Genomic DNA, 26,359 nt, shown 5'->3' with positions numbered 1-26,359 from the left:
AGTGAACCTTTATACCTTGCTGAGTATTATCAGCGTGATCTGTTTGATACTTCAATTTGAACCAATGGCAAGCCTAACCGAGTGGCACAGCTACAATATACGCCATGGTGAATGGTGGCGAATCGTAACAGGAAATCTCACACATACCAACTTTGCGCACTTAGGAATGAACCTCGCCGGATTGTGGATCATTACTTTTATTTTTCGCCCAAGCACTCGTAACTTCCTTATCGTTTTTTCAATCTTATGTGCATGTGTTGGTGCGCTGAATTTGTTTACCAACATGTCGGTATACGTGGGTTTATCCGGCGTATTACACGGATTGTTTGGATTTTGGGCGCTCAGAGAAGTCTTTGAAAGCAGAAGAAGCAGTGTGTTGTTAGTTGGAGGACTAATCGCCAAAGTAGCATGGGAGCAGGTCTATGGCCCATCCAGCAGTACTGCTGAGCTTATCGGTGCAAACGTTGCTATTGATGCTCATATGTTTGGCGCACTCGGTGGGTTAGTAATGGCTTTACTGGAAAAAGGCCTTCGCCGTCGTTTATTCGGATAAAAAATCCCGAACCACGAAAGAGGGGCTGGTTCGGGAAAGCAGTAATAGGGAAACAGATATTGTTCTGAATTCAGACTCAATATCTGCAATACATCAAGCTACAGTAAAATGCGGTCTTCGTTTTTCTTAACTGTCGCTTCACCTATGCCTTTTACGCTCTTCAAATCTGCTGCCGTTTTAAAAGGGCCATGTTCCTCGCGGTAGTCCACTATACTCTGCGCTTTCTTCTCACCTATACCTTTCAACATGGTCGCTATTTCTTCAGCAGTGGCCGTGTTGATATTTACAGTAATTTCAATTCCTTCATATTTGTCAGTGGCTGAATCCGCAGCCATGCTAAAAGGTGCAAAAACAAATAAGCACAATGTCAAAATCCATTTCATATTGAACATACAATCTCCAAAATAGTAGGCTAAAAACAGTCGTCGAGAGCGAGTCACTATCAAGTTTGCAATGGAAAGCAATATGGTTATGCATTTAACAAACTGAGATGACCCGGAATTCACAACGGCCGCTATCACTTAAACGCGCACTAATTTAAGTAATGCCTATTGATGATTGAAGTTCATAAAGACAAAAATAAAACGGACCGCTTATGCGGTCCGTTTTATTCAACATACAAATTACACTAATTGTGCTTAGTTGCTCACAACAAAGTACTCAATGTCAGTATTTGCACGCAGTACGGCTAGTACAGATGATAAATCTTGCTGAGAAGATGCACGCTGCATTTGCATCGCAACTTGATCTTCTAACTCACTATCTAGCTCTGCGTTTACAGCATCAAGCTCGATGATAATGATGTTACCTTCAAGATCTTTAGACTGACCGTATACTGGTTTACCATCGACTGGTTTTGCCATCGCGAATACCGTTGTTGCCAACGGAGAACGACGATCTACTGTCTCTTGTTCACCAAAGGCAAGATTGTTTTCAGCAAGCTCGTTCGTCTTACCTTCTTTCAATGCCGCAACGACTTGTGTTCCAAGTTCCATCGCTTCTTGCTCACCTTTAACACGAGATAGCTCTGCAACAACCTGATCTTTCACTTCTTCTAGTGGAAGAACTGTCTCGTCACGCGCATCTTCAACACGAACAACGATAATATGCTCAGGCGCAACTTCGATAGCTTCAGAGTTTAGGCCATCTTCTTTAACTTCAGGGCTTAGGATAGCTTGCATTACCGCAGGACTACGAAGCACTTCAGGTGCATCAACCTGAGAAATAAAGTCCGTTGTCTTCACTTCTTGGTTAACCGCTTGAGAAGCATCATACAATGAGTCTGGGTATTCAAACGCTACGCGCTCAAGCTCATTTTGCAACTCGTAGAATTGATCGATCGCTTGTTGGTCGACCATCTCTTGTTTGATTTCAGCAGCGACTTCTTCAAATGGCTTCGCCACAGAATCTTTTAGCTCTTCAAGCTTGATAATGTGATAGCCAAAGTCCGACTTTACTAGACCCGACGTATCGCCAGGATTCTTCAGTGCGAATGCCGCTTCTTCAAAAGCAGGGTCCATCACATCACGCTCAATCCAACCTAGGTCACCACCGTTTTCAGCGCTGCCAAAATCGTCAGATTTCTCTTGAGCAAGCGTCGCAAAATCTGCACCCGCGTTTAGCTCATCTAGGATAGCTTGCGCTTTTGCTTCATCGTCCCCTTCTACAAGAATGTGAGCGACACGTCGTTGCTCTTCTGAAGAGTATTTGTTTAAGTGCTCGTCGTAGTACTTTTTCACCTCAGCATCAGAAACATTAACTTGTTCCTTTAGCGCTTCAGCTGACAGTTCGATGTAAGAGACTTTAACCTGCTCTGGGCGTGTAAAGTTGTCTGGGTTTGCTTTGTAGTACTCTTGAATTTCTTCGTCGGTCAATTCAATATTTTTCGCAAACTCCGCTAAGTCGATCTGAATCGTGCGAATATCACGAGTTTGAGTGAACAGCTTGCCTTCTGCTTGTACTTCACCCGGCAGAATAAATTCACTGTTTTGTAGCGCATTCAGCAGTTGCTCACGAACCAATTCACGACGCATGTACTCAGCAAAAGAGTCTGGCGAAAAGCCTGCACGACGCAAAGAAGCTTGATAGATCTCTTGATCAAACTGACCATTAGATTGGAACTGAGGCATGTCTAGAATCATGCTACGCACTTGAGTGTCGCTGATTCGCAGACCCAAAGCTTCAGCTTGTTGGTCAAGCAACACGTCATTGATCATTCGATCTAAAACGGATTTGCGGAAAGATTCAACATATGCAGGGTCAGCCAGCATTTGAGAGAAGTAGTCACCCAACTGAGCTTGCATACGGTTACGCTCATTTTGGTATGCCATCTCGAACTCACCACGAGGAATCTCAGTGTTACCGACTTTCGCTGCAGAGTTGTTGCTACCACCAACGATGTAGCTACCTACACCTGCAAATACGAAAGACAGGATGATAAGTCCAAGGATAATTTTGACCGCGATGCTATTCACGCCTTCGCGTAGTCGATCCATCATAATTTAACTGCTCTCCACAATTGAAGCCTACTGCTTCTATCTAATAGAAATAATGGCGCAATAATATCAGAAAAAGAAATGCGCATCAGTATGATGCGCATAATTTAAGAAAGTTCGGCTCGAAGTTTGTAAATTTTTGTTCGAAACTTATTGTTTGAGCAAAAGTTAAGCAAATGGCCGGTTACAGAAATAACGCCGTGATTAGTTACAAGCGTCTTTCAGTGCTTTACCAGCTTTGAAAGCTGGTACTTTTGCTTCTGCGATTTGGATTTCTTCACCAGTTTTTGGGTTACGACCAGTACGTGCAGCACGAGTACGAACGCTGAATGTACCAAAGCCAACTAGAGCGACTTGATCACCAGATTGAAGAGTTCCGCTTACTGCTTCGATGAATGCATCTAGAGCACGACCCGCTGACGCTTTAGAAATATCTGCATTTTCTGCGATTTGTTCTACTAACTGAGTTTTATTCACTGTAATTTCCCCTTTGTGTCATCTGTGATTATTTTTGTGATGACTTTCGTTCCATTGTTAAGAAAATATGCTCCACCCCTTATTCATCAAGGGCTGGCAGCTATCGAAACTAACTTAGCGCCCAAAAAAAACGCTGACAAGCCTTTTTGGGCTTATCAGCGTAAACTTTTACTTATTTTTGCTACACATCACTATTTTTGAGACTCAAACTCAACGCCCGTCGGGTCTCGCTCTAGTGCGACTTTCAGTACTTCATCAATCCACTGTACAGGGATAACTTCCAGATCCGCGATAACATTATCAGGAATCTCTTCCAAATCACGCTCGTTATCTTTTGGAATTAGCACTGTCTTAATGCCACCACGGTGTGCCGCAAGTAACTTCTCTTTTAGGCCGCCGATAGGTAGAACCTCACCACGCAGTGTGATTTCACCCGTCATCGCTACTTCTGCTTTCACAGGGTTGCCTGTTAGAGAAGAAACCAATGCTGTACACATTGCTGTACCCGCACTTGGGCCATCTTTTGGTGTCGCGCCTTCCGGGACGTGTACGTGAATATCTTTCTTCTCGTAGAAGTCAGTATTAATACCTAGCTTTTCTGCACGAGAGCGAACCACTGTCATTGCTGCTTGGATAGACTCTTGCATCACGTCACCAAGAGAACCCGTTTGTGTCAGCTTACCTTTACCTGGCATTGATTGAGTTTCAATCGTTAATAGATCGCCACCCACTTCGGTCCAAGCTAGGCCAGTTACTTGACCAATTCGGTTACTTTCATCCGCTTTACCGTAATCGAAACGTTGAACACCTAAGTACTCTTTTAGGTTGTCCATCGTTACCGTTACTGACTTGATGTCCTTATCCAGCAAGATGTTCTTCACCGCTTTACGGCAGATCTTAGAAATCTCACGCTCTAAGTTACGGACACCCGCTTCACGCGTGTAGTAACGAATGATGCCAATAATCGCAGAATCTTCAATGACGATCTCATCCGCTTTCAAGCCATTACGCTTCACTTGTTTATCAACAAGGTGACGTTTTGCAATGTTCAGCTTCTCGTCTTCGGTGTAACCAGATAAACGAATAACTTCCATACGGTCTAACAATGGACCCGGGATGTTCATCGAGTTCGATGTCGCAACAAACATAACGTCAGAGAGATCGTAATCCACTTCTAGGTAGTGATCGTTGAACGAGTTATTCTGTTCAGGGTCCAGTACTTCTAGTAGAGCCGATGCCGGATCACCACGCATATCTGAAGACATTTTGTCGATTTCGTCCAATAAGAACAGCGGGTTCTTCACACCAACCTTCGACATCTTCTGGATCAATTTGCCTGGTAATGAGCCGATATAAGTACGACGATGACCACGAATTTCCGCTTCATCACGCACACCACCCAACGCCATACGAACATACTTACGGCCTGTAGCTGAAGCAATTGAACGACCAAGAGACGTTTTACCTACACCAGGAGGACCAACAAGACAAAGGATAGGACCTTTTAGCTTGTTGATACGGTTTTGAACCGCCAGGTATTCAAGGATACGTTCTTTGACGCGTTCTAGACCGTAGTGATCTTCATTAAGAACCTCTTCTGCTTTCGCTAAGTTTTTCTTAACTTTTGAGCGCTTAGCCCAAGGAACGCTGACCATCCAATCGATGTAGCTACGAACCACTGTTGCTTCAGCAGACATTGGAGACATCATCTTAAGCTTTTGCAGCTCTTGCTCTGTCTTTTCACGTGCCTCTTGAGGCATTTTTGATTCGTCAATCTTCTTCTGTAGCGTTTCGAACTCGTCTGGTGCGTCTTCCATCTCACCAAGTTCTTTCTGAATCGCTTTCATTTGCTCATTCAGATAATACTCACGCTGAGATTTTTCCATTTGCTTTTTAACGCGACCACGAATTCGTTTTTCAACTTGCAGCAAGTCGATCTCTGATTCCATCTGGCCCATCAGGAATTCCAGACGCTCAGTGACGTCAACAATTTCAAGCACTTGCTGCTTATCCACCAACTTTAACGGCATATGAGCCGCAATGGTATCCGCTAAGCGTGCGGCTTCGTCGATACCATTAAGTGACGTTAGCACTTCTGGTGGAATCTTCTTGTTTAGCTTAATGAACCCTTCAAACTGATTAATCGCGCTGCGAACAATCACTTCTTGCTCACGCTCATCCAATTCTGGCGTAACAACAAATTCAGCTTCTGCTAGGAAGAAGTCACTCTCTTTAAAGTGATTGATTTTTGCTCGCTGCTGGCCTTCGACCAATACTTTTACTGTGCCATCCGGAAGCTTCAAGAGCTGGAGAATGGTGGCTACCGTACCTACGTCAAATAGGTCGTCAACCGTAGGCTCGTCAGTATCCGCTTGCTTTTGTGCCACAAGAAGAACTTGTTTGTTGGTTTCCATCGCCGTTTCTAGACAGCTAATCGATTTCTCACGACCAACAAACAATGGAATAACCATGTGTGGGTAGACCACTACGTCACGTAGAGGTAGTACCGGGATCTCGATACGCTCGGAACGTTCCAAGTTCATATAATTCTCTCTTCCGCTTTCACGTTTAACGTATTACTTAAGGCAGTATATGGGGGCTAATTGTTTGGATTCAATAAGAGAAATAAAAAAAGGAGGTAATTACTTACCTCCTTTTTCATTATGGCTGAATTTACTCTGCTCCAGCTGCCTGATTGTCTGCGTTACTGTAAATAAGCAGTGGCTCTGACTCGCCATTAATGACGGACTCATCAATCACGACTTTACTAACGTCTGTTGCAGATGGTAATTCGTACATGGTTTCAAGTAGCACGCCTTCAAGAATCGAGCGTAAGCCACGAGCACCTGTTTTACGCTCCATTGCTTTTTTCGCGATAGCGCGCAGCGCATCTTCACGGAATTCAAGTTCAGCGTTTTCCAGCTCAAACAATGCTGCATATTGCTTGGTCAGTGCGTTCTTCGGTTCACATAGGATCTGAATCAACGCTTCTTCATCAAGCTCAGTCAGTGTTGTTGTTACAGGTAGACGACCAATGAATTCTGGAATGAGGCCGTACTTCACTAAATCTTCAGGTTCAACTTGAGTAAATAGCTCACCTACCGTCTTCGATTCATTCTTCGAACGAACTTCAGCACCAAAACCAATACCTGTACCTGTTGCAACACGCTGCTCAATCACTTTGTCTAAGCCAGCAAAAGCACCACCACAGATGAACAGGATCTTAGATGTATCCACTTGTAGGAATTCTTGCTGAGGATGCTTACGACCACCTTGAGGTGGAACCGATGCAACCGTACCTTCGATAAGTTTTAGTAGCGCCTGCTGAACACCTTCACCAGATACGTCACGCGTAATAGATGGGTTTTCAGCTTTGCGTGAAATCTTATCAATTTCATCAATGTAAACGATGCCGCGTTCCGCTTTAGCTACATCGTAATCACATTTTTGCAGAAGCTTTTGGATGATGTTTTCAACGTCTTCACCTACGTAACCGGCTTCGGTTAGTGTCGTCGCGTCTGCCATTGTAAATGGCACATCCAAGAATCGAGCTAATGTCTCCGCAAGTAGTGTTTTACCGCTACCTGTAGGACCAATTAGAAGGATGTTACTCTTACCAAGCTCCACACCTTCGCTCGTTGTATCACCATTGCGTAAACGCTTGTAGTGGTTATATACCGCAACTGCGAGCACTTTTTTCGCGTAATCTTGCCCGATCACATAGTCATCAAGGTGTTCACGGATCTGTTTTGGCGTTGGTAACGCTTCAGATTCTTTCTTAGGGAGAACATCCTTGATTTCTTCGCGAATAATATCGTTACATAAGTCGACACACTCGTCGCAAATGTACACTGACGGACCTGCGATTAGCTTGCGAACTTCGTGCTGACTTTTGCCGCAGAAAGAACAGTACAGCAATTTACCGCTGCCACTTTCTTTGCTTTTATCTGTCATTCGCTAACCTCTTAGCCTTTACTCTTCATGAATGAGTGTATATCAATTTTTGCCAAAATGCGCTGGCTAATTACTCGCCACGGTGGCTTAACACTGCATCCACGATACCGTATTCCACAGCCTGCTCTGATGACATGAAGTTATCACGATCAGTATCGCGCTCAATGACTTCAAGAGGTTGGCCTGTATGTTCTGCTAACAACTTGTTTAGCTTCTGTTTAATCGTCAGGATTTCCTGAGCATGGATTTGGATATCAGAAGCTTGACCCTGGAAACCACCCAATGGTTGGTGGATCATTACACGAGAGTTAGGCAGTACGTAACGCTTACCTGGCGCACCACCTGCAAGCAGGAAGGCACCCATTGAACATGCTTGACCCATACATACTGTGCTCACATTTGGCTTAATGAACTGCATGGTATCGTAAATAGACATACCTGCTGTTACGCTGCCGCCTGGAGAGTTGATGTATAAGAAAATATCTTTATCTGGATTTTCAGATTCTAGGAAAAGTAGCTGAGCCACGACAAGGTTTGCCATGTGGTCTTCCACTTGACCCGTTAAAAAAATCACGCGCTCTTTAAGCAGACGTGAGTAGATGTCGTAAGAGCGTTCGCCTCGGGAAGTTTGTTCAACCACCATTGGTACTAGCGCGTCCATAATTGGCGACATTGCATTTTTTTCTTGGTAGCTCATATTCTTATGTCCCTAAAATAAATGGCCCGGATGATGACTATCATACGGACCATTGTTAGCAGAATAGTTAACGTTAAGTCAACCTTCTACGCAAGATATTGCTTATTAAGCAGCAGGTTGTTGTTGGTTAAGTAGCTCGTTGAAGCCTACTTCTTTCTCAGAAACCTGTGCTTTAGCGATGATCGCGTCGATTGCTTGCTCTTCTAGAGCTACGTTGCGCATGTTGTTCATCATTTCTTCGTTTTGCTCGTAGTAAGCAATAACTTCTGATGGATCTTCGTATGCAGTAGCCATTTCTTCGATTAGAGCTTTAACTTTCTCGTCGTCCGCTTTTAGCTCTTCAGATTTGATTACTTCACCTAGTAGAAGACCAACAACTACGCGACGTTTAGCTTGTTCTTCGAACAGTTCACGTGGAAGCTGAGCAGCAGCTTCTGGGTTACCACCGAAGCGTTGTGCAGCTTGTTGACGTAGAACTTGGATTTCTTGCTCGATAAGCGCTGATGGTACGTTGATGTCGTTTTGCTCAACTAGACCGTCAATCGCTTGCTCTTTGATGCGGTTCTTAACAGCTTGCTTAAGTTCGCGTTCCATGTTCTTACGAACTTCAGCTTTAAGTGCTTCAACACCACCTTCAACAACACCGAACTTAGCAACGAACTCGTCGTTTAGTTCTGGTAGTTCACGAGCTTCAACTTTGTTCACTTTGATTGCGAACTTAGCTGCTTTACCTTTTAGGTTTTCAGCGTGGTAATCTTCTGGGAAAGTCACGTCGATGTCGAATTCCATACCAGCAGTTTTACCTGCGATACCGTCTTCGAAACCAGGGATCATGCGACCAGCACCCATTTCTAGAGGGAAGTTCTCAGCTTTACCACCTTCGAACTCTTCACCGTCGATAGAACCAACGAAGTCGATGCTTACGCGTTTGCCATCTTCTGCTGCTTCTTCAACTTCAACCCAAGTTGCTTGTTGCTTACGTAGAGTATCGATCATCTCTTCTACGTCTGCATCTTTAACTTCTGTTAGTGGTTTTTCAACAGTGATGCTCTCTAGGCCTTTAAGCTCAACTTCTGGGTAAACTTCAAAAGTTGCAGTGAAAACTAGGTCTGAACCTTCTTTGTTCTCTACAGGAGCGAAAGTTGGAGCGCCAGCTGGGTTGATTTTCTCTTTAACGATAGCTTCGATGAAGTGGCGTTGCATTACTTCACCAAGAACGTCTTGACGTACTGCTTTGCCGTACATCTTAGCAACCATTTTTAGAGGCACTTTACCCTTACGGAAACCATCGAAACGACGGTTTTTAGCGATGTTGCGTAGTTCAGCTGTTACAGCGTCTTCGATGTTTGCAGCTGGAACAGTAATGTTTAGACGGCGCTCTAGGCCCTCTAGCGTTTCAACAGTAACTTGCATTATATATAAACCTCTAAAGTGGCTCGGTTTTCCGAGCGTATGAGCGAAACTCAGAGGAGCTTACGCTTCATCCTTGTGTAGTGTTCTGTCCGAACACCTAATTTAAAATCGAGTATCGATACTGGTTGTCAGTACCGGACTAATCAGTGATATCTTCGATAAAATAACCAAAGGTATCTCCTATTAGCCTCAGGACAGAATTTTTAGACGCGACATTCTAGCGATCTGTCGCAACCCTGTCGAGCCAATAGCCACTATGTGGACATTGTCTGCGCTAAATTCTCGAATGCTGACCCATTTTTTCTTCAAAAATGCGATTCAGACACCGTCTAAGCATCGCCAGCATATCTAGAATGGGGACAATAGCGACTTTTTCAAGAGAATCGACCGGTTTTTTTATCGAAAAGCCTAAAAAGAGATCTTGCTCTTGTTTTACTCCACAGAGTTGAAAACTAAATCCCTAATCCTTCCTACAAACTATTAACATTTTCTTACGTGACCAAAGGAAGTTGTAAGGAGTGTAAGGATGTCGCAAAAAAAACGGATTCTGCTGACATTTTTTGCTTTCTATTTCCTGTGCGCAATTATCGGTGGCCATTGGGTTTGGCAGACCAGTTATCAATCTCTACTTGATAAACACCAATCACAGCTTGAGCAATTTTCTGGCCATATAAAAAATAAACTCGATAAGTACGCCCATATCCCAAATCTTCTCGCTAAAGATGATCCACTTTATCAAGCGCTTCTGCACCCCAACAACAGTGCGCAACTGGAAATCACTAATCGGTATTTAGAATCCGTTAATGGCGTGATTGAAGCAGCGGATACGTACTTAATCGATCAATGGGGTACAACGATCGCGGCCAGCAACTGGCGTAAACAGCGCTCCTTTATCGGGCGAAATTTTGCATTTCGCCCTTATTTCAAACAAGCCATTGTAGGCAAAAGAAGCCAATACTACGCACTGGGCTCAACATCTGGTAAACGTGGCTACTACTATTCTTATCCCATCATATACGCTGGCGGTGTACTTGGTGTCGTCGTGGTGAAGATGGACCTAAGTAAGATAGAGGACAACTGGCAGCAACCAAACAGTGTTTTTGTCGCCAGCGACCCATACGGAATTGTTTTCATGAGTAGCCGAAGTGAATGGCTACTCAAAAGCTTACAACCACTGACAAAAAAAGAGAAAAAGCAAGTTTGGGCAAGCCAACAATATCTTGATGCGCCAATTGAAACGCTTGGATTAGTGGGTAGTTTGGACGAGGTGCATTCTGAGCTTAAACAGGGTTACCCATACAATAAAGGAACCTTGGTGGTCTCTTCGCTGCCCCTTCCCGAACTCAAACTGACAATTCGTGTGCTGTCTCCTAAACAGTCGATCGTTTGGTTCACCATGGGTTACATCTTTGTACTCACTCTAGCATTCATGGTTTTGTTTTTAATTGGTCAGCTTATCTATCACCGTCAACAGCGTCACTTGCAACTTGAACGAATTCAACAAGAAGCAAATCAAAAGTTGGAATATCAAGTCATGGCACGGACTGCCGAGTTGCAAGCGGAGATCGCACAGCGTATCGATACCGAGCAAACTTTACGCGTTACTCAAGATGAATTGGTGCAAGCAGCGAAACTCGCGGTGTTAGGACAAATGTCGGCCAGTATCAGCCATGAACTGAATAATCCACTTGCAGCAATTCGTAGCTTTGCGGAGAACGGCAAGCTGTTTCTAAAAAAAGAAAAATATGAGCGAGTGGAAGATAATCTCACTCGCATTTCTGCTCTCACTGACCGTATGGCAAATATCAGTCAGCAACTTCGCTCTTTCGCCAAAAAAACCAGTGGTGACGAGTTGGCTCAATCTCGATTGTTCCCTGTGATAGCCTCTGTAAAAGAACTGATGAAGCCCGCATTTAAATCAGGGCGCGTCACGTTAGAAACAAATTTGCCAGAGCATGATGTTGAAGTGCAGATCAATATTATTCAACTGGAGCAAGTGTTGGTCAATTTACTGACTAATGCGATAGAAGCACTCAAAGAACAACAAGACAAACAGGTAGAATTATCTGTAGAACACGATGAGCACACTGATTTAGTTTGGATTCATGTTGATGATAATGGCCCAGGACTTGGCTCTTTCTCACTTTCTGATTTATGTGAGCCGTTTCTAACCACTAAACTGAACGGTTTAGGTTTGGGTCTCTCTATCTCGCAACAAATCTTAGCCAGTATGAATGGAAAATTATGTGCCCATAATCGAGAACAAGGCGGCGCTCGATTCTCATTGTGTTTACCTATCACTTCTTACAACACTGAACCATCAAAAGGATAAGATCATGTGTCAGGTGTTTTTTATTGATGATGAGGCCGATCTCAGACTCGCTATAGAACAGACCTTTGAACTTGCGGATATCGACGCCAAGTTTTTTGTGGATGCAGAATCGGCTTTAATAGCGATGCAGCAAGGAGAAGAAGCTGGCGTCGTGGTCACTGATATCTGTTTACCGGGCATTTCTGGTATGGATATGCTAACAACTTTGACTCAACGCGATGCAAACTTACCCGTCATCATGATCACTGGACACGGTGATATTTCCATGGCAGTGCAAGCCCTTCATCAAGGCGCTTACGACTTTATTGAGAAACCTTTTGCGCCAGAGCATTTGGTTGAAACGGTTAAGCGGGCGATTGAGAAGCGCAAACTAACCAATGAAAATGAAAAACTGCGCCTGTCACTTAAAGCCAGTAAAACCCTTGGTCCACGAGTTATTGGTGAAACCTCTAGCATCCAAATATTACGAGAGACCATCACCCAAATCGCCGATACCGACGCCGATATTTTATTGTTTGGTGAAACCGGTACAGGGAAAGAGTTAATCGCTCGTTCTTTACATGAGCAAAGCTCTCGCCGGAACCAAAACTTTGTCGCCGTAAATTGTGGAGCGGTTCCAGAGAACTTAATTGAGAGTGAACTCTACGGCCATGAAAAAGGCGCATTCACTGGCGCCGAAAGCCGTCGTATCGGTAAATTTGAGTTTGCACAAGGCGGCACACTTTTCTTGGATGAGATCGAGTCGATGCCTATCCAAGCCCAAATTCGTTTATTGAGGGTATTACAAGAGCGCGTGATTGAGCGTGTCGGTTCAAATGAATTATTGCCTTTAGATATTCGAGTGATTGCAGCAACAAAGGTCGATTTAAAACACGCAGCTGAAGAAGGTACTTTCCGTCAGGATCTCTATTATCGGCTCAATGTCGTGACCTTGGATCTCCCGCCACTACGCGAACGAAAAGAAGACATTCCAGCCCTCTTTCACCACTTTCTGTTGGTAGCAGCTTCACGTTATGGCAAAAGCTCACCTAGCTTGTCACCCCAAGATCTAGCGCAACTGATGAGCCATGACTGGCCTGGCAATGTTCGAGAACTCAGAAATGCTGCAGAGCGTTTTGTGCTATTGGGTAAGTTAATTCAGTTGGGAGAATCAAACCCAGTCGCTAAGTCTTCCTCAAGCCTTGCAGAGCAAGTGGCGGAGTTTGAGAGAGCAGCCATTGAAGGCGCTTTATTAGAAAACAACGGTAGTATTAAACAGACAATGTGCCAATTGAATGTGCCAAGAAAAACCCTTTACGACAAGATGCAGCGCTACCAAATAAATAAAGACCTTTACAAATAAAACACGTTCAAATAGCTGGCATTATATTCAACTTGAATCATAATTTTTAACAACGGGTTTATCATGGTTGTTATAGATATGAACGAAAAAGTGAGAATACCGATTGTTACAGATACCGTGCTCGTAGACGGTTGCTATCAAGAAGAGAGAAGATTCGGTGAAGAGCGTCGTAAAAATAAAAAGAGGTGGCGACACTATGAACGTCGAATTAATTCAGACCCGCGCAAAACTTGTTACAAGTCAATAGACGAAGAGGTGTGAATTCTCACACCTCTTTCTACTTTCTGGCTTCCATTACTTGGTAATGATCTCCGGCCCCATCAAGGTAGTAGGCAACCAAGTCGAAACCCATGGTACATATGTGACGATAATTAGGAACAAGAACATCACTCCAACCCAGGGTAATGCTGCCTTCACTACGTTCATCATCGACATTTTGGCAACACCAGCGGTCACAAATAAGTTAAGACCCACGGGCGGCGTTATCATTCCTATCTCCATATTCACCACCATCATTATGCCCAAATGAATTGGGTCTATACCTAATGCAATCGCAATTGGGAACACGAGCGGCGCAACAATGATCAACAAGCCTGATGGCTCCATGAACTGACCACCAATCAGCAACAAGACGTTCACCACAATCAAAAAAGTGATTGGTCCGAGACCAGCCGAGAGCATCGACTCGGTGATCATTTGCGGGATGCGTTCTTCCGTTAAAACATGCTTCAAAATTAAGGCATTAGCAATGATGAACAGCAGCATGATGGTGAGTTTGCCCGCTTCATACAGGGTGTGTTTCGTGTCTTTATGAACAAAGGTTTGGAAGATTTTAACGAGCGCAGGTTTAGTGTTTTTCTTGTCTGCAAATGGCCCCATGTCTTTGTATACAAAGTTAGCAATAAAGAATGAGTACACAGCAGCAACCGCAGCGGCTTCTGTCGGCGTAAAGATACCGCCATAGATACCACCAAGAATGATGACGACCAACAACAAGCCCCAGCTTGCATCCTTGGCGGCATCAAAAGTTTCTTTCCAACCGACAAAAGGTTGCTTTGGAAGGTTCTTGATTCTCGCGGCAATGTAAATCGCGATCATCAACATGACACCCGCCAGCAAACCGGGAATCACACCACCAAGGAACATACGTCCAACTGACACATCCGTTGCGGCTGCATACACCACCATCACAATCGAAGGTGGGATCAAAATCCCTAGCGTACCTGCGTTACAAATTACCCCAGAGGCAAACTCTTTTGAGTAACCGTTTTTGATCATACCTGCGATAACAATACTACCTATGGCAACAACCGTTGCAGGTGAGGAACCTGACAACGCGGCAAACATCATACACGCTACAACCGAAGCCATCGCCAAACCGCCGCGGAACCAGCCTACAATGGCAATGGCAAAACGAATTATCCGCTTTGCTACGCCACCCGTCGACATAAAGCTTGAAGCCAATATAAAGAATGGAATAGCCAATAGCGTGTAGTGGCCCGCGAATGCATTAAACAGCGTTTGAGCAACTGACGCTAAAGAGGCATCCGAATGCATTAAAAGGAAAAGAACACTGGAAAGACCCAGCGAAATAGCAATTGGCACGCCAACCAGCATAAAGCCAATTACCATCAAAAATAGAAATAAGATATCCATGGCTTATTGCTCCTTGTTTTTAGCGTCTTGCGAGGCCTTTGGAGCCATTACGTCTTCAGCGTCACTCATCTCAGCTTTAAGAGATTCGAGCTCTTCCTCCGCTTCATGTCCTGCAATCAAGCGATCGAGCTTACCAGTAGCGATTTGCCACGTGACTTGAACAAATCTAAACGTTAGTAGCGCCATTCCAAGTGGCAAAGCGAAGTAAGGAATAAAACGTGGCAGCTTTTCATAACGCTCTCCCTCATTTAACCAGTCGGCCATGAACTGGAGTATTTCAGGCATCGGAATATCGTCCGTTTCATACCACGCTCGGTCAGTAGCGAACGGATACCAGTAGTTCCAAGCGCCAATTAACAGCAAAATAGAGAAGGCTAAGCAACACATTGCAGCAAAAAGCGCCAGGGCTTTTCGTTTACCTTCCGGAACGATGTTAATAATGACATCGACACCAATATGAAAGTGTTTTTTCACACCATAAGATGCGCCAACCAACACCATCCATGCGAACATGAAAACGGTGAGCTCAAGCGCCCAAAGAATATTGTCGTTAAAGACATAACGAAAGATGACATTGGCAAAGGTCAGCAAGGTCATGGCACCCAAGAAGAAAGCAATCAAAGTCTCTTCAATGGCATCGGTGATTCGTCCAGCCTTGGCAAAAAAAGTCTGTTCCATAATTACATCACGTCGTCTGTAGGGGGAAAGAGCCCCCTCAGTTTGAGAGGGCTAAATGTGCTAGGTGTTATTATTTTTGGTTAGACGCCAAAGCGGCTTCGATTAGGTCAGAACCAATGTCTTTTTCGAACTTCTTCCATACTGGTTGAAGTGCAGTGACCCATTCTTGGCGCTGTTCTGGCGTTAGAGTACGAACCACACCACCTGCTTCGATGATATTGTTCTTATTCGCAAGGTTTACTTTGGTTGACTCAGCATTACGCTGCGCAGTTACCTCTTGAATAATGGTGTTTAACTGCTCGCGCTGATCATCTGGTAAGTTTTTCCAGAAGTCGTTTGACGTCACAACTAAGTAATCCAGAATTCCGTGGTTCGTTTCCGTAATGCCATCTTGAACTTCGAAGAATTTTTTGCCGTAAATGTTTGACCAAGTATTTTCTTGACCATCAATAACCTTAGTTTGCAAGCCGCCGTAAACTTCTTTGAACGACATTTTTTGTGGGTTAGCACCTAGCTGCTCAAACTGAGCAACGAGTACATCAGAGGCTTGAACACGGAACTTAAGTCCTTCAGCATCAGTTGGAGAAATGAGCGGCTTGTTGGCTGACATTTGCTTCATGCCGTTATGCCAAAACGCAATGCCTTGTAGGCCACGACGTTTCATTGAGTTTTTCAGCTTTTCACCCGCTTCCGAGTTTTGGAAACGGTCAACCGCGTCGACATCATCGAACAAGAAAGGGAGATCGAAAAGGCGGTACTTCTTGGTGAATTTCTCAAACTTAGAAAGAGAAGGAGCAGCGAGTTGAACATCACCATTCAGTAGCGCTTCCAACACTTTATCATCATCATAAAGTGTTGAGTTAGGAAACACCTGCATACAGACTTTACCGTTCATCTCTTCGTTGACGCGCTTTTCAAGTAACGAAGCCGCGATGCCTTTAGGGTGTTTGTCCGCATTCGTTACATGGCTAAACTTGATGACCGTTTCACCCGGGTCACAATTTGCGGCAGCATTAAAACTGGTAACAGCAAGTGCAGAGACAGATAGTAGAGTTAGAGGCTTAAACATTATTATTCTCCTTGTTGAATCACATCCCATCCCGTCCATGAGTAACTAGGTGTTAGGCGATGGGTACGGATGTTCAACAAAGAGCAATTAATGGACCATGTTAAAATTTATATGCATTTCAATAAATTAACACAGTCCATTAACATGAATCCGAAGTGTAACGAGTGAATTCCACCCAAGAAAAAGATACAAATGGGTGGAAAATGACCCACTTATGAAGAACAGCTTATCTCCATTTTCTTCCCCCATTCCGGTGGCAATTTCGCATAGTCATCAAACTCGGGTTGCTCATCAAATGGGCGTTTTAACAGTTCGACCAATCGGTGTAATTCGCTAAAGTCCCCTTCTTCCGCTTTATCAATCGCCAACTGAGCCAAGTAGTTACGCAAGATGTATTTGGGATTGGCCTGACGCATCTGTTTGCAACGCTGTTCGGTTGAAATCAGGCCCCCTAGTTCATCAACCTCTAGCTCACACCGAGCTAAGTACAGATCAAGCCAAGCTCGCGCAGCTTCTCGGTCGAGAAATAAATCGATTACGGCTTGGGAAGGCGCATTATCAAGGTTTGAAAGCGTTCTGAAGAAGCGAGTGTAGTCCGTTTTGTTCTGGTGAAGAAGCTCAAACATAGCTTCAAACAAACGCCCATCTTCCGCTATCTTGGTTTTTAAGCCCAACTTCTCACGCATGAGGCGGCTGAACTGCTGGCTTAAATGAACTTCAAATTGACTCAACGACGATTCTAAATCTTCTCGTTCAACGAGTGGCGATAACGCATGCGCCAGTGCTGACAGGTTCCAAAGCGCAATTCTAGGCTGTTGATCAAATGCGTAACGACCCTGGTAGTCTGAATGATTACAAATGTATCCCGGCTCATAATCATCAAGAAAGCCAAACGGACCATAATCAAAAGTTTGCCCAAGAATTGACATGTTATCGGTATTCATCACGCCATGCGCAAAACCAAAAGCTTGCCAATATGCGATCATCTCGGCTGTTTTAGTCACGATGGCGTCAAACATCGCGGCATATGGTTTCTCCGCCGATGCACAATCAGCAAAGTGCCACTCAATCACCTTATCCGCCAACAGCTTCTGCTCTGCTAACTGGTTGGTGTAAAAGAAATGCTCAAAGTGACCGAATCGAACATGGGTTTCAGCCATTCGAAGTAACAAAGCGCCCGATTCCGTTTTTTCTCGATAAACAGGTGTATCACTGACCATCATACCGAGAGCACGTGTCGTGGGAACCCCAAGGCCCGCCATGGCTTCACTGCACAGGTACTCACGGATAGTCGAGCGTAATACCGCTCGCCCATCCCCCATTCGCGAGTAAGGCGTTAGCCCTGCACCTTTGAGGTGAAGATCAAACCAAGTACCATCCTGATGCTCAATTTCTGCCAACAGTAATCCACGTCCATCGCCCAAATCTGGGTTGTAAACGCCAAACTGATGGCCTGCATATTTCATCGCAAGAGGACGAAATTGTTCGAATTCGCTTAGCCCAGAAAAAACCGCCAATAACTCATCGTTTTGCTCTGCTGGTAAACCAAACTGCTGTGCAAACTCACCATTCCAAGCGACCCAGCGAGTGTTGTCCAAGGGTTGTGGCTCGACCAACGTATAGAACGCTGACGGTAATTGACTAAAGCGATGGGTGAAATTGACCCGTTGCCAAATGGACATGTAGGGTTCCTTAATAAAAAGAAGTACTGTTGTGAGTATACGTGTGAATGTCCCTGTCATTCAGCCATGAAATGGACATGGGTATTTTGCGTGAATAACGCGAAAGCGGCAGGAAGGTATCAACCTGCCGCAGACCGTCTCCTAAACGGAGGTAGCATGTAAAAACGATCAAAGGGTTAAGCGGAAAATTCTTCACCCGTTTTTGGTGGCTGTGATGGCGTATCAAAACGAGCGCGTTCGATATCCACTACCGTTTTATAGCTCAACGATAACAATGCCAGCTGGTACGCGCCAAAAATACCATAGGCCACACCGACAAGGCTCAACATAAAGAGATTCGTAAAGTGGCTAAAGATCAGCTGACTGAGCAAGCCCGCACCCAATGGAATTAGTCCCATCAAAATGAATACTTGTTTGTTGTATGGTCTGCTCTGGTTCCACGAACGACGCAAACTGCGCGGCTGATGATCCATTGCAGTCGCTGGCAACACAAATGACCATCGCGCCATTACCCAATAGCCAGGAATGCTTGCAATCGTTGTGATAATAGCCATAGCAACGAAGTCGGCTTCACCACTTTCTGCAATGTAGATAAACGACAACACAAAGATCGGGATACCAATAACGAGCATCATCATCAGTCCAAACAGTATCCACCAGCCTATGAAACGGAATTCTCGAGCTGACAAACGAAATACATCCAACGCAGAGTGCATGTAATCGCCGGCTAAATAAATTCGATGCACACGCACAGCCGCCATAGCGGCAACAAGTGGGTACAAAATAATTGTGACGAAATAAAATCCTGAGACATTGCCTTCTTGAACGTTCGCTTGATCTTGCCCCGTCATTTCAGGATACATAAAAGCAAAAATTGAGTGCACGATAATCAACGGAATACAAGCAATAACAATTGCGAGTAGATTCCTTCTGACCATCACTGCCGCTTCTCGGCATATTTCCGAAACAGAAAAGCCCTCGGTAGACATATAACATCCTTAGTTCATAAAAATCGGCCCCTAGGGTAACCGCAGAGTAGAAAAATCGCTTTAAAAATAATGAGAAACACATCTCATAAGATAATGAGAACGAAACCAAAATAAATCAGATAAAAAATAAGCCACTCAATGTGAGTGGCTTATACAGCAATTCCATACCGTTTTAGACGCGACGTCGCCAGCCTAATGTTGCAAGTAACATCAAAGCCCAATAAGAAACACTGCCGCTACCTTCAGAGTTCTTGAATGTCGTTGTCTTCAAAGAAGCAACAACCGTCACGATAACTTCCCCCGTAGCAGTGGCACCATGACCATCTGAAACCGTATATTGCAGCTTGATGCCGTCAGTAGGGCTATCCGGTGCTTGAAAACGGATTTTGCCATTCTCTACACTCGCACTTCCCACACCCGTTACGTTCTGTACGCTTTCTACAACCAGTTTATCGCCGTTCACATCCGAATCATTGCTCGCTGCATCAATCAGAATACTTTCACCAACGGCAACGGTCGCCGTATCTGCAAGCGTAAGTGGCGCTGCGTTTTTCATGGTTAAATCGACGGTAGCACTGGACGTTTCATTACTAGGATCAGTCACGGTTAAACGGAATGTCAGAACCTCACCCGCTTTTGCACCTTGAGGCACCGTAAAGCTTGTGCTAACACTGGTTGCATTGCCAAGAGAAACTGAAGTGCCAGCCAACTGCTCCCATTTATAACTCAACACGTCACCATCAGCATCCGTACTATTTAACGCAGACAACGTGACTCGCTGCCCAACCGTCATGTCTTTATTATCAACATCAATCACGGCCACTGGCGCTTCGTTGCTGCCAAGCACTTCCACCTGCACATTCACGATTGAAGATGAGTACGCACCATCAACCGACAACAAACGATATTGGAAAGTGTCCAGACCAACGAAGTTAGCTTCAGGTTGGTACTGGTTGCCAGAGATGGTGCCGTGCTCAGGCTTCTGCACAATGTCCACATTGAACTGATACCCTACCGCCATGAAATCATTGTCCATCAGGTTCAGTTTGATTGGCGTATTTTTATTGGTTTGTAACGAATCAGATTTCGCTTCAACCAAGTTGCTCGCATCCACATTTAATAATGCTGCAAACGGAATATAAGAGAACCCGGCTTTTTCTAGACCAAACGTGCCAATCTCACTGTAATCACCAGTCCACATTACAGGTAGGGAGGCTTTTTCAGTTTTTAGCAAGCGGCCGAAATCAAAGTTTGCATCAAATTGACCGCCTTCCAATTCAACAACCAATAAGTGCTGACCCGCACTCAATTGGCTTGATTGAGGGAATAAAATTCGAGATGACTTTTGGAAGTTACCTTGCTGTAAAAGCTCAGCGTTGTTTTGATTCAATATTAATCGATAGCCAATGTTTCCAGAAAATGGGAATCGCCAAACTCGATAAGTCATGTCACTTTGAGCGCTATCTCTTTGCGCGTAAAGTTGAAGACCATCAAGCTCTGTATCACTATTCAAGTCCAGTGACACCGCCAGAGTGTTACTCCCACTCGCGTACACATAACCTTGGTGAAGAGAGTTCAGCCATGCTGATTTATTTGGTTCGTTTGTATGCTCAAGAGAAAAGCTACCGCCGTTGGTGTTGCTGGCAATGTTGGAAATACGAACCCCAGTATCAAACCCTGTGATCGCTCTCAGACCCGGGGTCGATGTATCTGAAATGACATCGCCACCATTAGGGTATAAATCGTCAGCGTCACTCCTACCATCATTTTCTAACTCATTCAGACCATCAGCCTGCATGATTTGAACCTGCATCGCGCCAACATCATTAAAGCGGTTCTGGACATTAACCGACGTCGCCAGGATACCTTCAGCCGCCAATGCTCGGTCGTAACCGCTAAAGGTGCGATTTTCCAAGTAAACACGTGGGCCAAACTCTTTCAAGTACGGGTCGAGATACACCAGCTTGACATCGTCGTTGTTCACAGAAATAGGCGCTGGACTTTCATGAGTTACCGTTGGTACAACAAAACCAGCAGCGTGTTTGCTCCATGCACTCATGTTCACCGGAGTGTCACCAGCGTATGAATCTCCCGGTTTCTGCGCCCATGAACCGCCACCCATCACGCCCCAAGAGCCGATCGAGGCATCACTGTTCCTTGCGTACAAATCCGGTAAGCCAAGCATTAAGTGGCCAAGCTCGTGTACGATCACGCCCAACGTCGCTTGATGATCAACTTGATAGTCAGCGAACACACAATAGTCTGTGATCTTTTTACCATCTAGTGTGACATCATCGTGAGAGAATTTGTGCGGCCAAATCGCAGGACGGTTGAGAACCCCTGTTGAACGATCTCCCCCCGCAAAAATAAACATGACAGAGAGTTCTGACGGTTCTACGGTACCATTTTGATTGCTGTCGTAGACCGAAAGATTAAAGTATGGATCCAGTTTTTGATAAGCCTCGGTGAAAACCGCATTCAACTTGGCGGTGCATGTTTTATCAGTCGAACTAGAGTGACAGTTAGGGTGGCTTTGTGCCACAGTCACATCTATCACACCGTCATTGGCGGTGCCGTAACTCTCAAGTGCAGGAACAACTTTGAATTTACCTTGAGAGTTTTTATCAAAGTAATCCACAACGCTTTGACCATTGGTATTAAATACGCGTTGCTCAAAATCATGCACCATTGCTTGGTCATCAAACGAAACTTGCACAACCAATAGGGGCTGCTGCTTCACCGTTGAACTGCTCATCGCCTGGTAACCTTGCGCCGAACGCAGTAGGTTTTTTCGTGCCATCGGTTCAATGGTTTTTAGAGAAGATAATTGCGGTTTAACTTGTAAATCCGGGCGAAACCTCGCCGACTCAGGTGGCTCACTCGACTGCGTTTTCACCACACCTGTCGAGATCAATATTGGCGTGCCTGACTCGCGCTGAATCTGCGCGAAAAACCAAACGCCGTCTTCCTGAAGTAAGGCATTGCCCTGCTTATCTTCAAACCAGTGGAAATCTGCCGTTCCACGTAGAATTGCCTCACTGGAGCTACCATCACTCAACGCAATAGTATGCCAAACCGGTGATGGCGGAGTAGTTGCCATGCTCTTCCCTGCAAGAAGCGCAGTTAACATAGCCATGGCGAGTGTGTTGAATTTCAAAGTACGACTCCATCTTTTCGATTCGTTCATTAATACCAAGCACAACAAACACAAAGTAACCCTATGGGCATAGAGTAAGACTGAGTGACTATTGACGAAGGCTGGTATCAATTCGCTCAGATAACACGACGTAGTTTGGTGTCACACTACAAAAGCGTCGGATTCCAAAACGCTGTTATGAGCGTAGCTTCTGAGAATATAAATTGAGTGAATGAATAGTATCGAAACGAAAGGAAGAAGAAATGAACTTCTACGAATTTATAGGTAAAACTGGGCAACATTCCACATATTCTATAAATGTACGAGCACTGCTATTAATCAATGCTCGTAATGGTCGCGCGGCCATTGTTTAACGCTATATTAACCTGTAAGAACGGCGTCTTCTGGGTATTTGACCAAGGTAGGTTCAGGACGTGCCAACATGTAGGCAAGCGTGAGCGGCCCAATACGACCAATGATCATCACCACGATCATAATGTATTTACCAGGTTCAGAAAGTTCCGCAGTCAAACCGGCGGTGAGCCCCACTGTGGCAAATGCGGAAATGGTTTCAAACATAACTTTATCAAAGCTGGCCTTCTCGGTAAGCATCAATAAAAACATTGCGCTTGTCAGGATGGCTCCGCTCACAACGATAATTGCCAATGATTTAGTCACAGTTTGCCAATTTATGGTTCGCTTAAACATAACCACATGTTTCTTTTGGCGTAAAAAGGTCCACGTAGCCATAAACGCAACAGCAAATGTGGAAACTTTAATACCGCCCCCCGTTGAGGTGGAACCCGCTCCAATTAACATCAGAACAATCATGACCAGTAAGGCCGGCTGGGTAAACAACGCCAAGTCAACACTATTAAACCCTGCCGTTCGCGCACTCGCAGATTGAAAGAATGCCGCCAACCATTGCCCTGTTGCAGGTAAAGACGCCATTGTGTTTGGGTTGCTTCGCTCAAGTAACCAAAACATCATCGTTCCGACTAAGAGCAATATCGGTGTCGCAATCAGCATGATTTTGGTGTGAAGATGCAAAAAGTGGAAACCTTTGCGCCAGTTTAGCCAGATGTCACCCACAACAGTAAAACCAAGCCCGCCAAAAATGAATAGCCCCGCCAGTGTAAAGATAACCAACGGATCATTCACAAAGCTCATCATACTGTCAGAAAACAGCGCGAACCCAGCGTTGTTAAATGCAGAAATTGCATGAAACAAGGCGTAAAACATACCAGTCTGCCAGCCCATTTCAGGGACCCAGCGGATAGAGAGAAAAATAAACCCGATCGTTTCTGCAACAAGCGCGAAAACAACAATCCGCTTTACTAGTCGGTTTAGATTGACTTGCCGATCTTGCCCTAATGCTTCTTTCGCCAGCGCTTGTTGACGCAAACTCAAACGCACGCCGAACATATAGAGTAAGACCGCCGACAACGTCATCTGCCCCAACCCACCGATTTGCATTAAAAACATCAGCAAGATTTTACCCGCAAGCGTAAAGTGTTGCCCAGTATCGACTACACCAAGCCCTGTCACACTAATAGCGGACGTTGCGGTAAACAAAGCATCCGTTATCGACAGGCCCGTAACAGAAAAAACTGGCAAGGTTAGCAATACCGCAGAAGGCAGTAAAACACCGAGAAAACTGAGCAATATAATTCGCGGTTCGTTGCCTTTCGCTTTCTCTTGTTTACCATCTGGTGCGTAAAAAACACCTTTCTGATGAAAATACGTCATAGCGATTTTAATTTATTTGCGAGCGCATCTTGAGGGCCGACCACAATAATTAGGTCACCAATTTCTAGTGTGGTATTAAGGTCAGGTGCCTTGGTAATTTCTGGGCCCCGTTTAAACCCTAGCACTTGCACGCCATCGACTTTGCACAGAGCCAAATCACTTAGTGTCTTACCCATCCAACGAGAGCCAATCACAAACTCCGTCATAGCTAAGCCACTGCCTAATGGGTGGAACTCAAGAACCCGTTTATCGAGCATTTTACGCGCGACACGTATCCCCATGTCACGCTCAGGCATGATAATGTGGTCTGCGCCAATTTTTTGCAGAACACGAGCTTGGAAGCGATCGTTGGCTTTAACCCATACTGACTTTACTCCCGCCTCTTTAGCAATCAATGTCGCAAGAATACTGGCATTGACATCCGCTCCGATGGCAATCATCACCATGTCGTAATCATCAAGTTTGAGCTCAGCAACCGTCTCTTCGTGAGTACAGTTAGCCACAACCGCCTGACTAACAAAACTGGCGGCTTCTTTAACTCTGTCTTCGTTGATGTCAACGGCTAAAACTTGAGCGCCTGAATCTTGTAACTCTTTACACACTGCCAAACCAAATCGGCCAAGACCAATAACGGCGAATTGCTTATCACCTGTTTTCATTTGTGCCCCATCTTATGCATTCATTAGCAAGCAAAAAAGTTTGCGCCCATTCCTTACCTTGTGCAAACCTGCGGACAGATAATTGACAAAAGCTTAACGCACCTTGATTCACTTTACGTGTTAAGCGTATGACACTGATTAACTTTTTTCCTCATTACCGAATAGAAACCGTCGCGATGGCTACATAATTGGATGCCTAAAAACGCAAAAAGCCGCAAGAATGCGGCTTTTAGATCATGGGATAAACTGGCTATTTTGATTCGCGCTTATCGTGCGGTTTACGTTTATTCTTAGGCACGTAATTTAAAATTGAAATTGGTACTGGCTTTCTTGGCGCAAAACCTTCAATTTCCACTCGCTCTAGCAAGTGCCCTAAACGACTTTCAATCATGCAGAGGTTCTTAAAGTCGTCTTTTGAAACCAGTGATATCGCCTCACCTTTCGCGCCAGCACGACCTGTACGACCAATACGATGTACATACTCATCCGCTGGGTAAGGTAAATCGTAGTTGATGACAACTGGCAGATTATCAATATCAATACCGCGCGCAGCAACGCCGGTTGCGACTAAGTACTGGATTTCACCCGCTTTAAACTTTTCTATTAATTCCTGGCGAACACGCTGATTACGGCCACTGTGGAATGCTTCTGCCACAATGCCACGTTTCTCAAGTTGGCTTACCAGTTTGGCTGCACCGTGTTTAGTTTCAATAAATACCAGTACTTGCGACCAGTCATTTTCTTTAAGCAAGTGACTTAACAGCGACGACTTCATGTCTTTATCGACGGCCGTGATCCACTGTTTAATATTTGATTTTGAGGCACTGTGCTTTGCAATCGTGATCTCTTCAGGATCAATAATCGCATTTTTCGCCAAGTCACGAACAGGGTTAGATAACGTCGCTGAGAACAGCAAACTTTGCACATGTTCTGGCATACAGTCGACGATTTTGTCGATCGCATCGATGAATCCCATATCCAACATTTTGTCGGCTTCATCAAGCACTAGCATTTCCACTTCATCAAAGTGAATCGCGCGTTGACCGTACAGATCAATCAAGCGCCCAGGCGTGCTTACCACAATATCGACACCCTCGATCAAGGCTTGTTTTTGTGGTGCATAATCCACACCACCAAACATCGCCATTGAGCGTAATGGTAAGTTTTTACCATAAGCTTCAATACTTTGATGAACCTGAAGCGCAAGTTCGCGTGTTGGCGTTAGGATAATCGCACGAGCGCGTTTTTTACGTTGCGTTTCGCCTCGACTAAGCTTTTCTAAGATTGGCAGAACAAAACTGGCCGTTTTACCTGTGCCCGTTTGCGCTGCTGCAATTAAATTGCGGCCACGCAATACGATTGGAATGGCTTTTTGTTGGATAGAAGTGGGGTTTTCATAACCTAGCGCTTTTACTGCATCAGCAATCGATGCGCTTAAACCAAGCTTAGAAAATGGCATAGAAAGGTCTCAACAGAGG

At 44.8% G+C, this 26,359-nt stretch carries 20 protein-coding genes; 4 read left to right on the top strand and 16 right to left on the bottom strand.

Going from position 1 to position 26,359, the window contains the following annotated elements; translation table 11 throughout:
* The first annotated feature begins 1 nt into the window (after position 1).
* Positions 2–553, top strand: a complete 552-nt coding sequence (gene rrtA, locus R8N28_RS11070) for a rhombosortase (protein WP_005382331.1) — start codon at positions 2–4, stop codon at positions 551–553.
* A gap of 98 nt (positions 554–651) precedes the next feature.
* Here the strand turns inward: rrtA and R8N28_RS11065 are convergent, their stop codons facing one another.
* From R8N28_RS11065 to tig, 7 genes are all read right to left on the bottom strand, one after another.
* Positions 652–936 (bottom strand): ComEA family DNA-binding protein, encoded by a 285-nt coding sequence (locus R8N28_RS11065; protein ID WP_031777211.1) that lies wholly within the window; start codon positions 934–936, stop codon positions 652–654.
* Positions 937–1,191: 255 nt separating this feature from the next.
* Positions 1,192–3,051: a peptidylprolyl isomerase gene (ppiD, locus tag R8N28_RS11060; protein ID WP_042524021.1), complete on the bottom strand. Its 1,860-nt coding sequence runs from the start codon at positions 3,049–3,051 to the stop codon at positions 1,192–1,194.
* Positions 3,052–3,252: 201 nt separating this feature from the next.
* Positions 3,253–3,525: an HU family DNA-binding protein gene (locus tag R8N28_RS11055; RefSeq protein WP_005382341.1), complete on the bottom strand. Its 273-nt coding sequence runs from the start codon at positions 3,523–3,525 to the stop codon at positions 3,253–3,255.
* A 191-nt stretch (positions 3,526–3,716) separates the two neighbouring features.
* A complete protein-coding gene (lon, locus tag R8N28_RS11050) occupies positions 3,717–6,068 on the bottom strand; it encodes an endopeptidase La (protein ID WP_005382343.1) in 2,352 nt (783 codons plus the stop codon).
* Between the two features lie 130 nt (positions 6,069–6,198).
* Positions 6,199–7,479, bottom strand: a complete 1,281-nt coding sequence (gene clpX / locus R8N28_RS11045) for an ATP-dependent protease ATP-binding subunit ClpX (protein WP_005382345.1) — start codon at positions 7,477–7,479, stop codon at positions 6,199–6,201.
* A gap of 70 nt (positions 7,480–7,549) precedes the next feature.
* Entirely contained in the window at positions 7,550–8,176 is a 627-nt protein-coding gene (clpP, locus tag R8N28_RS11040; RefSeq protein WP_005382347.1) for an ATP-dependent Clp endopeptidase proteolytic subunit ClpP, read from the bottom strand.
* Between the two features lie 105 nt (positions 8,177–8,281).
* Complete coding sequence (tig, locus tag R8N28_RS11035; RefSeq protein WP_005382251.1) at positions 8,282–9,589, bottom strand: trigger factor; 1,308 nt, start codon at positions 9,587–9,589, stop codon at positions 8,282–8,284.
* Positions 9,590–10,115: 526 nt separating this feature from the next.
* On the opposite strand from tig, the gene R8N28_RS11030 reads away from it, so the two are divergent.
* The 3 genes from R8N28_RS11030 to R8N28_RS11020 all read left to right on the top strand — a co-directional run bounded on the left by R8N28_RS11030 (position 10,116) and on the right by R8N28_RS11020 (position 13,524).
* A complete protein-coding gene (locus tag R8N28_RS11030) occupies positions 10,116–11,921 on the top strand; it encodes a sensor histidine kinase (protein WP_017819921.1) in 1,806 nt (601 codons plus the stop codon).
* 4 nt (positions 11,922–11,925) lie between these two features.
* Positions 11,926–13,263, top strand: coding sequence for a sigma-54-dependent transcriptional regulator (locus tag R8N28_RS11025; protein ID WP_017819922.1), 1,338 nt, complete (start codon positions 11,926–11,928; stop codon positions 13,261–13,263).
* A 78-nt stretch (positions 13,264–13,341) separates the two neighbouring features.
* Positions 13,342–13,524, top strand: coding sequence for a hypothetical protein (locus R8N28_RS11020; protein ID WP_021034161.1), 183 nt, complete (start codon positions 13,342–13,344; stop codon positions 13,522–13,524).
* 33 nt (positions 13,525–13,557) lie between these two features.
* Here R8N28_RS11020 and R8N28_RS11015 read toward each other — a convergent pair whose 3' ends face one another.
* From R8N28_RS11015 to R8N28_RS10975, 9 genes are all read right to left on the bottom strand, one after another.
* Complete coding sequence (locus tag R8N28_RS11015) at positions 13,558–14,919, bottom strand: TRAP transporter large permease (RefSeq protein ID WP_005382255.1); 1,362 nt, start codon at positions 14,917–14,919, stop codon at positions 13,558–13,560.
* A gap of 3 nt (positions 14,920–14,922) precedes the next feature.
* On the bottom strand, positions 14,923–15,597 hold the full coding sequence (locus tag R8N28_RS11010) for a TRAP transporter small permease (RefSeq protein ID WP_005384308.1): 675 nt from the start codon (positions 15,595–15,597) through the stop codon (positions 14,923–14,925).
* Between the two features lie 70 nt (positions 15,598–15,667).
* Entirely contained in the window at positions 15,668–16,666 is a 999-nt protein-coding gene (locus tag R8N28_RS11005; protein WP_017634784.1) for a TRAP transporter substrate-binding protein, read from the bottom strand.
* Between the two features lie 212 nt (positions 16,667–16,878).
* Positions 16,879–18,348, bottom strand: a complete 1,470-nt coding sequence (locus tag R8N28_RS11000) for a protein adenylyltransferase SelO (protein WP_065274277.1) — start codon at positions 18,346–18,348, stop codon at positions 16,879–16,881.
* Positions 18,349–18,524: 176 nt separating this feature from the next.
* A complete protein-coding gene (locus tag R8N28_RS10995; protein WP_053303269.1) occupies positions 18,525–19,337 on the bottom strand; it encodes a hypothetical protein in 813 nt (270 codons plus the stop codon).
* Positions 19,338–19,509: 172 nt separating this feature from the next.
* Positions 19,510–22,494, bottom strand: coding sequence for a M6 family metalloprotease domain-containing protein (locus tag R8N28_RS10990; protein WP_237289056.1), 2,985 nt, complete (start codon positions 22,492–22,494; stop codon positions 19,510–19,512).
* A gap of 360 nt (positions 22,495–22,854) precedes the next feature.
* Positions 22,855–24,222: a TrkH family potassium uptake protein gene (locus tag R8N28_RS10985; RefSeq protein WP_005388288.1), complete on the bottom strand. Its 1,368-nt coding sequence runs from the start codon at positions 24,220–24,222 to the stop codon at positions 22,855–22,857.
* Positions 24,219–24,881 carry a potassium channel family protein gene (locus R8N28_RS10980; RefSeq protein WP_005388291.1) on the bottom strand — a complete coding sequence of 221 codons (663 nt, stop codon included), beginning with the start codon at positions 24,879–24,881 and terminating at the stop codon, positions 24,219–24,221. The genes R8N28_RS10985 and R8N28_RS10980 overlap by 4 nt, the downstream gene beginning before the upstream one ends.
* 250 nt (positions 24,882–25,131) lie before the next feature.
* Positions 25,132–26,340, bottom strand: coding sequence for a DEAD/DEAH box helicase (locus R8N28_RS10975; protein WP_054576724.1), 1,209 nt, complete (start codon positions 26,338–26,340; stop codon positions 25,132–25,134).
* Positions 26,341–26,359: the final 19 nt, after the last annotated feature.

Source organism: Vibrio sp. Vb1554 (assembly GCF_033344235.1).
Note: the sequence above shows the minus strand (reverse complement) of the source record. Positions and strands in the feature narration are given on the sequence as shown.

Coding starts and splice junctions, on each gene's coding strand:
- R8N28_RS10995 (WP_053303269.1), bottom strand. CDS start 19,337: ATGTCTACCGAGGGCTTTTCTGTTTCGGAAATATGCCGAGAAGCGGCA.
- R8N28_RS11000 (WP_065274277.1), bottom strand. CDS start 18,348: ATGTCCATTTGGCAACGGGTCAATTTCACCCATCGCTTTAGTCAATTA.
- R8N28_RS11015 (WP_005382255.1), bottom strand. CDS start 14,919: ATGGATATCTTATTTCTATTTTTGATGGTAATTGGCTTTATGCTGGTT.
- R8N28_RS11020 (WP_021034161.1), top strand. CDS start 13,342: ATGAACGAAAAAGTGAGAATACCGATTGTTACAGATACCGTGCTCGTA.
- lon (WP_005382343.1), bottom strand. CDS start 6,068: ATGAACTTGGAACGTTCCGAGCGTATCGAGATCCCGGTACTACCTCTA.
- clpX (WP_005382345.1), bottom strand. CDS start 7,479: ATGACAGATAAAAGCAAAGAAAGTGGCAGCGGTAAATTGCTGTACTGT.
- R8N28_RS11005 (WP_017634784.1), bottom strand. CDS start 16,666: ATGTTTAAGCCTCTAACTCTACTATCTGTCTCTGCACTTGCTGTTACC.
- R8N28_RS10975 (WP_054576724.1), bottom strand. CDS start 26,340: ATGCCATTTTCTAAGCTTGGTTTAAGCGCATCGATTGCTGATGCAGTA.
- R8N28_RS11025 (WP_017819922.1), top strand. CDS start 11,926: ATGTGTCAGGTGTTTTTTATTGATGATGAGGCCGATCTCAGACTCGCT.
- R8N28_RS11065 (WP_031777211.1), bottom strand. CDS start 936: ATGAAATGGATTTTGACATTGTGCTTATTTGTTTTTGCACCTTTTAGC.
- R8N28_RS10985 (WP_005388288.1), bottom strand. CDS start 24,222: ATGACGTATTTTCATCAGAAAGGTGTTTTTTACGCACCAGATGGTAAA.
- R8N28_RS11010 (WP_005384308.1), bottom strand. CDS start 15,597: ATGGAACAGACTTTTTTTGCCAAGGCTGGACGAATCACCGATGCCATT.
- ppiD (WP_042524021.1), bottom strand. CDS start 3,051: ATGATGGATCGACTACGCGAAGGCGTGAATAGCATCGCGGTCAAAATT.
- clpP (WP_005382347.1), bottom strand. CDS start 8,176: ATGAGCTACCAAGAAAAAAATGCAATGTCGCCAATTATGGACGCGCTA.
- tig (WP_005382251.1), bottom strand. CDS start 9,589: ATGCAAGTTACTGTTGAAACGCTAGAGGGCCTAGAGCGCCGTCTAAAC.
- R8N28_RS11030 (WP_017819921.1), top strand. CDS start 10,116: ATGTCGCAAAAAAAACGGATTCTGCTGACATTTTTTGCTTTCTATTTC.
- R8N28_RS10980 (WP_005388291.1), bottom strand. CDS start 24,881: ATGAAAACAGGTGATAAGCAATTCGCCGTTATTGGTCTTGGCCGATTT.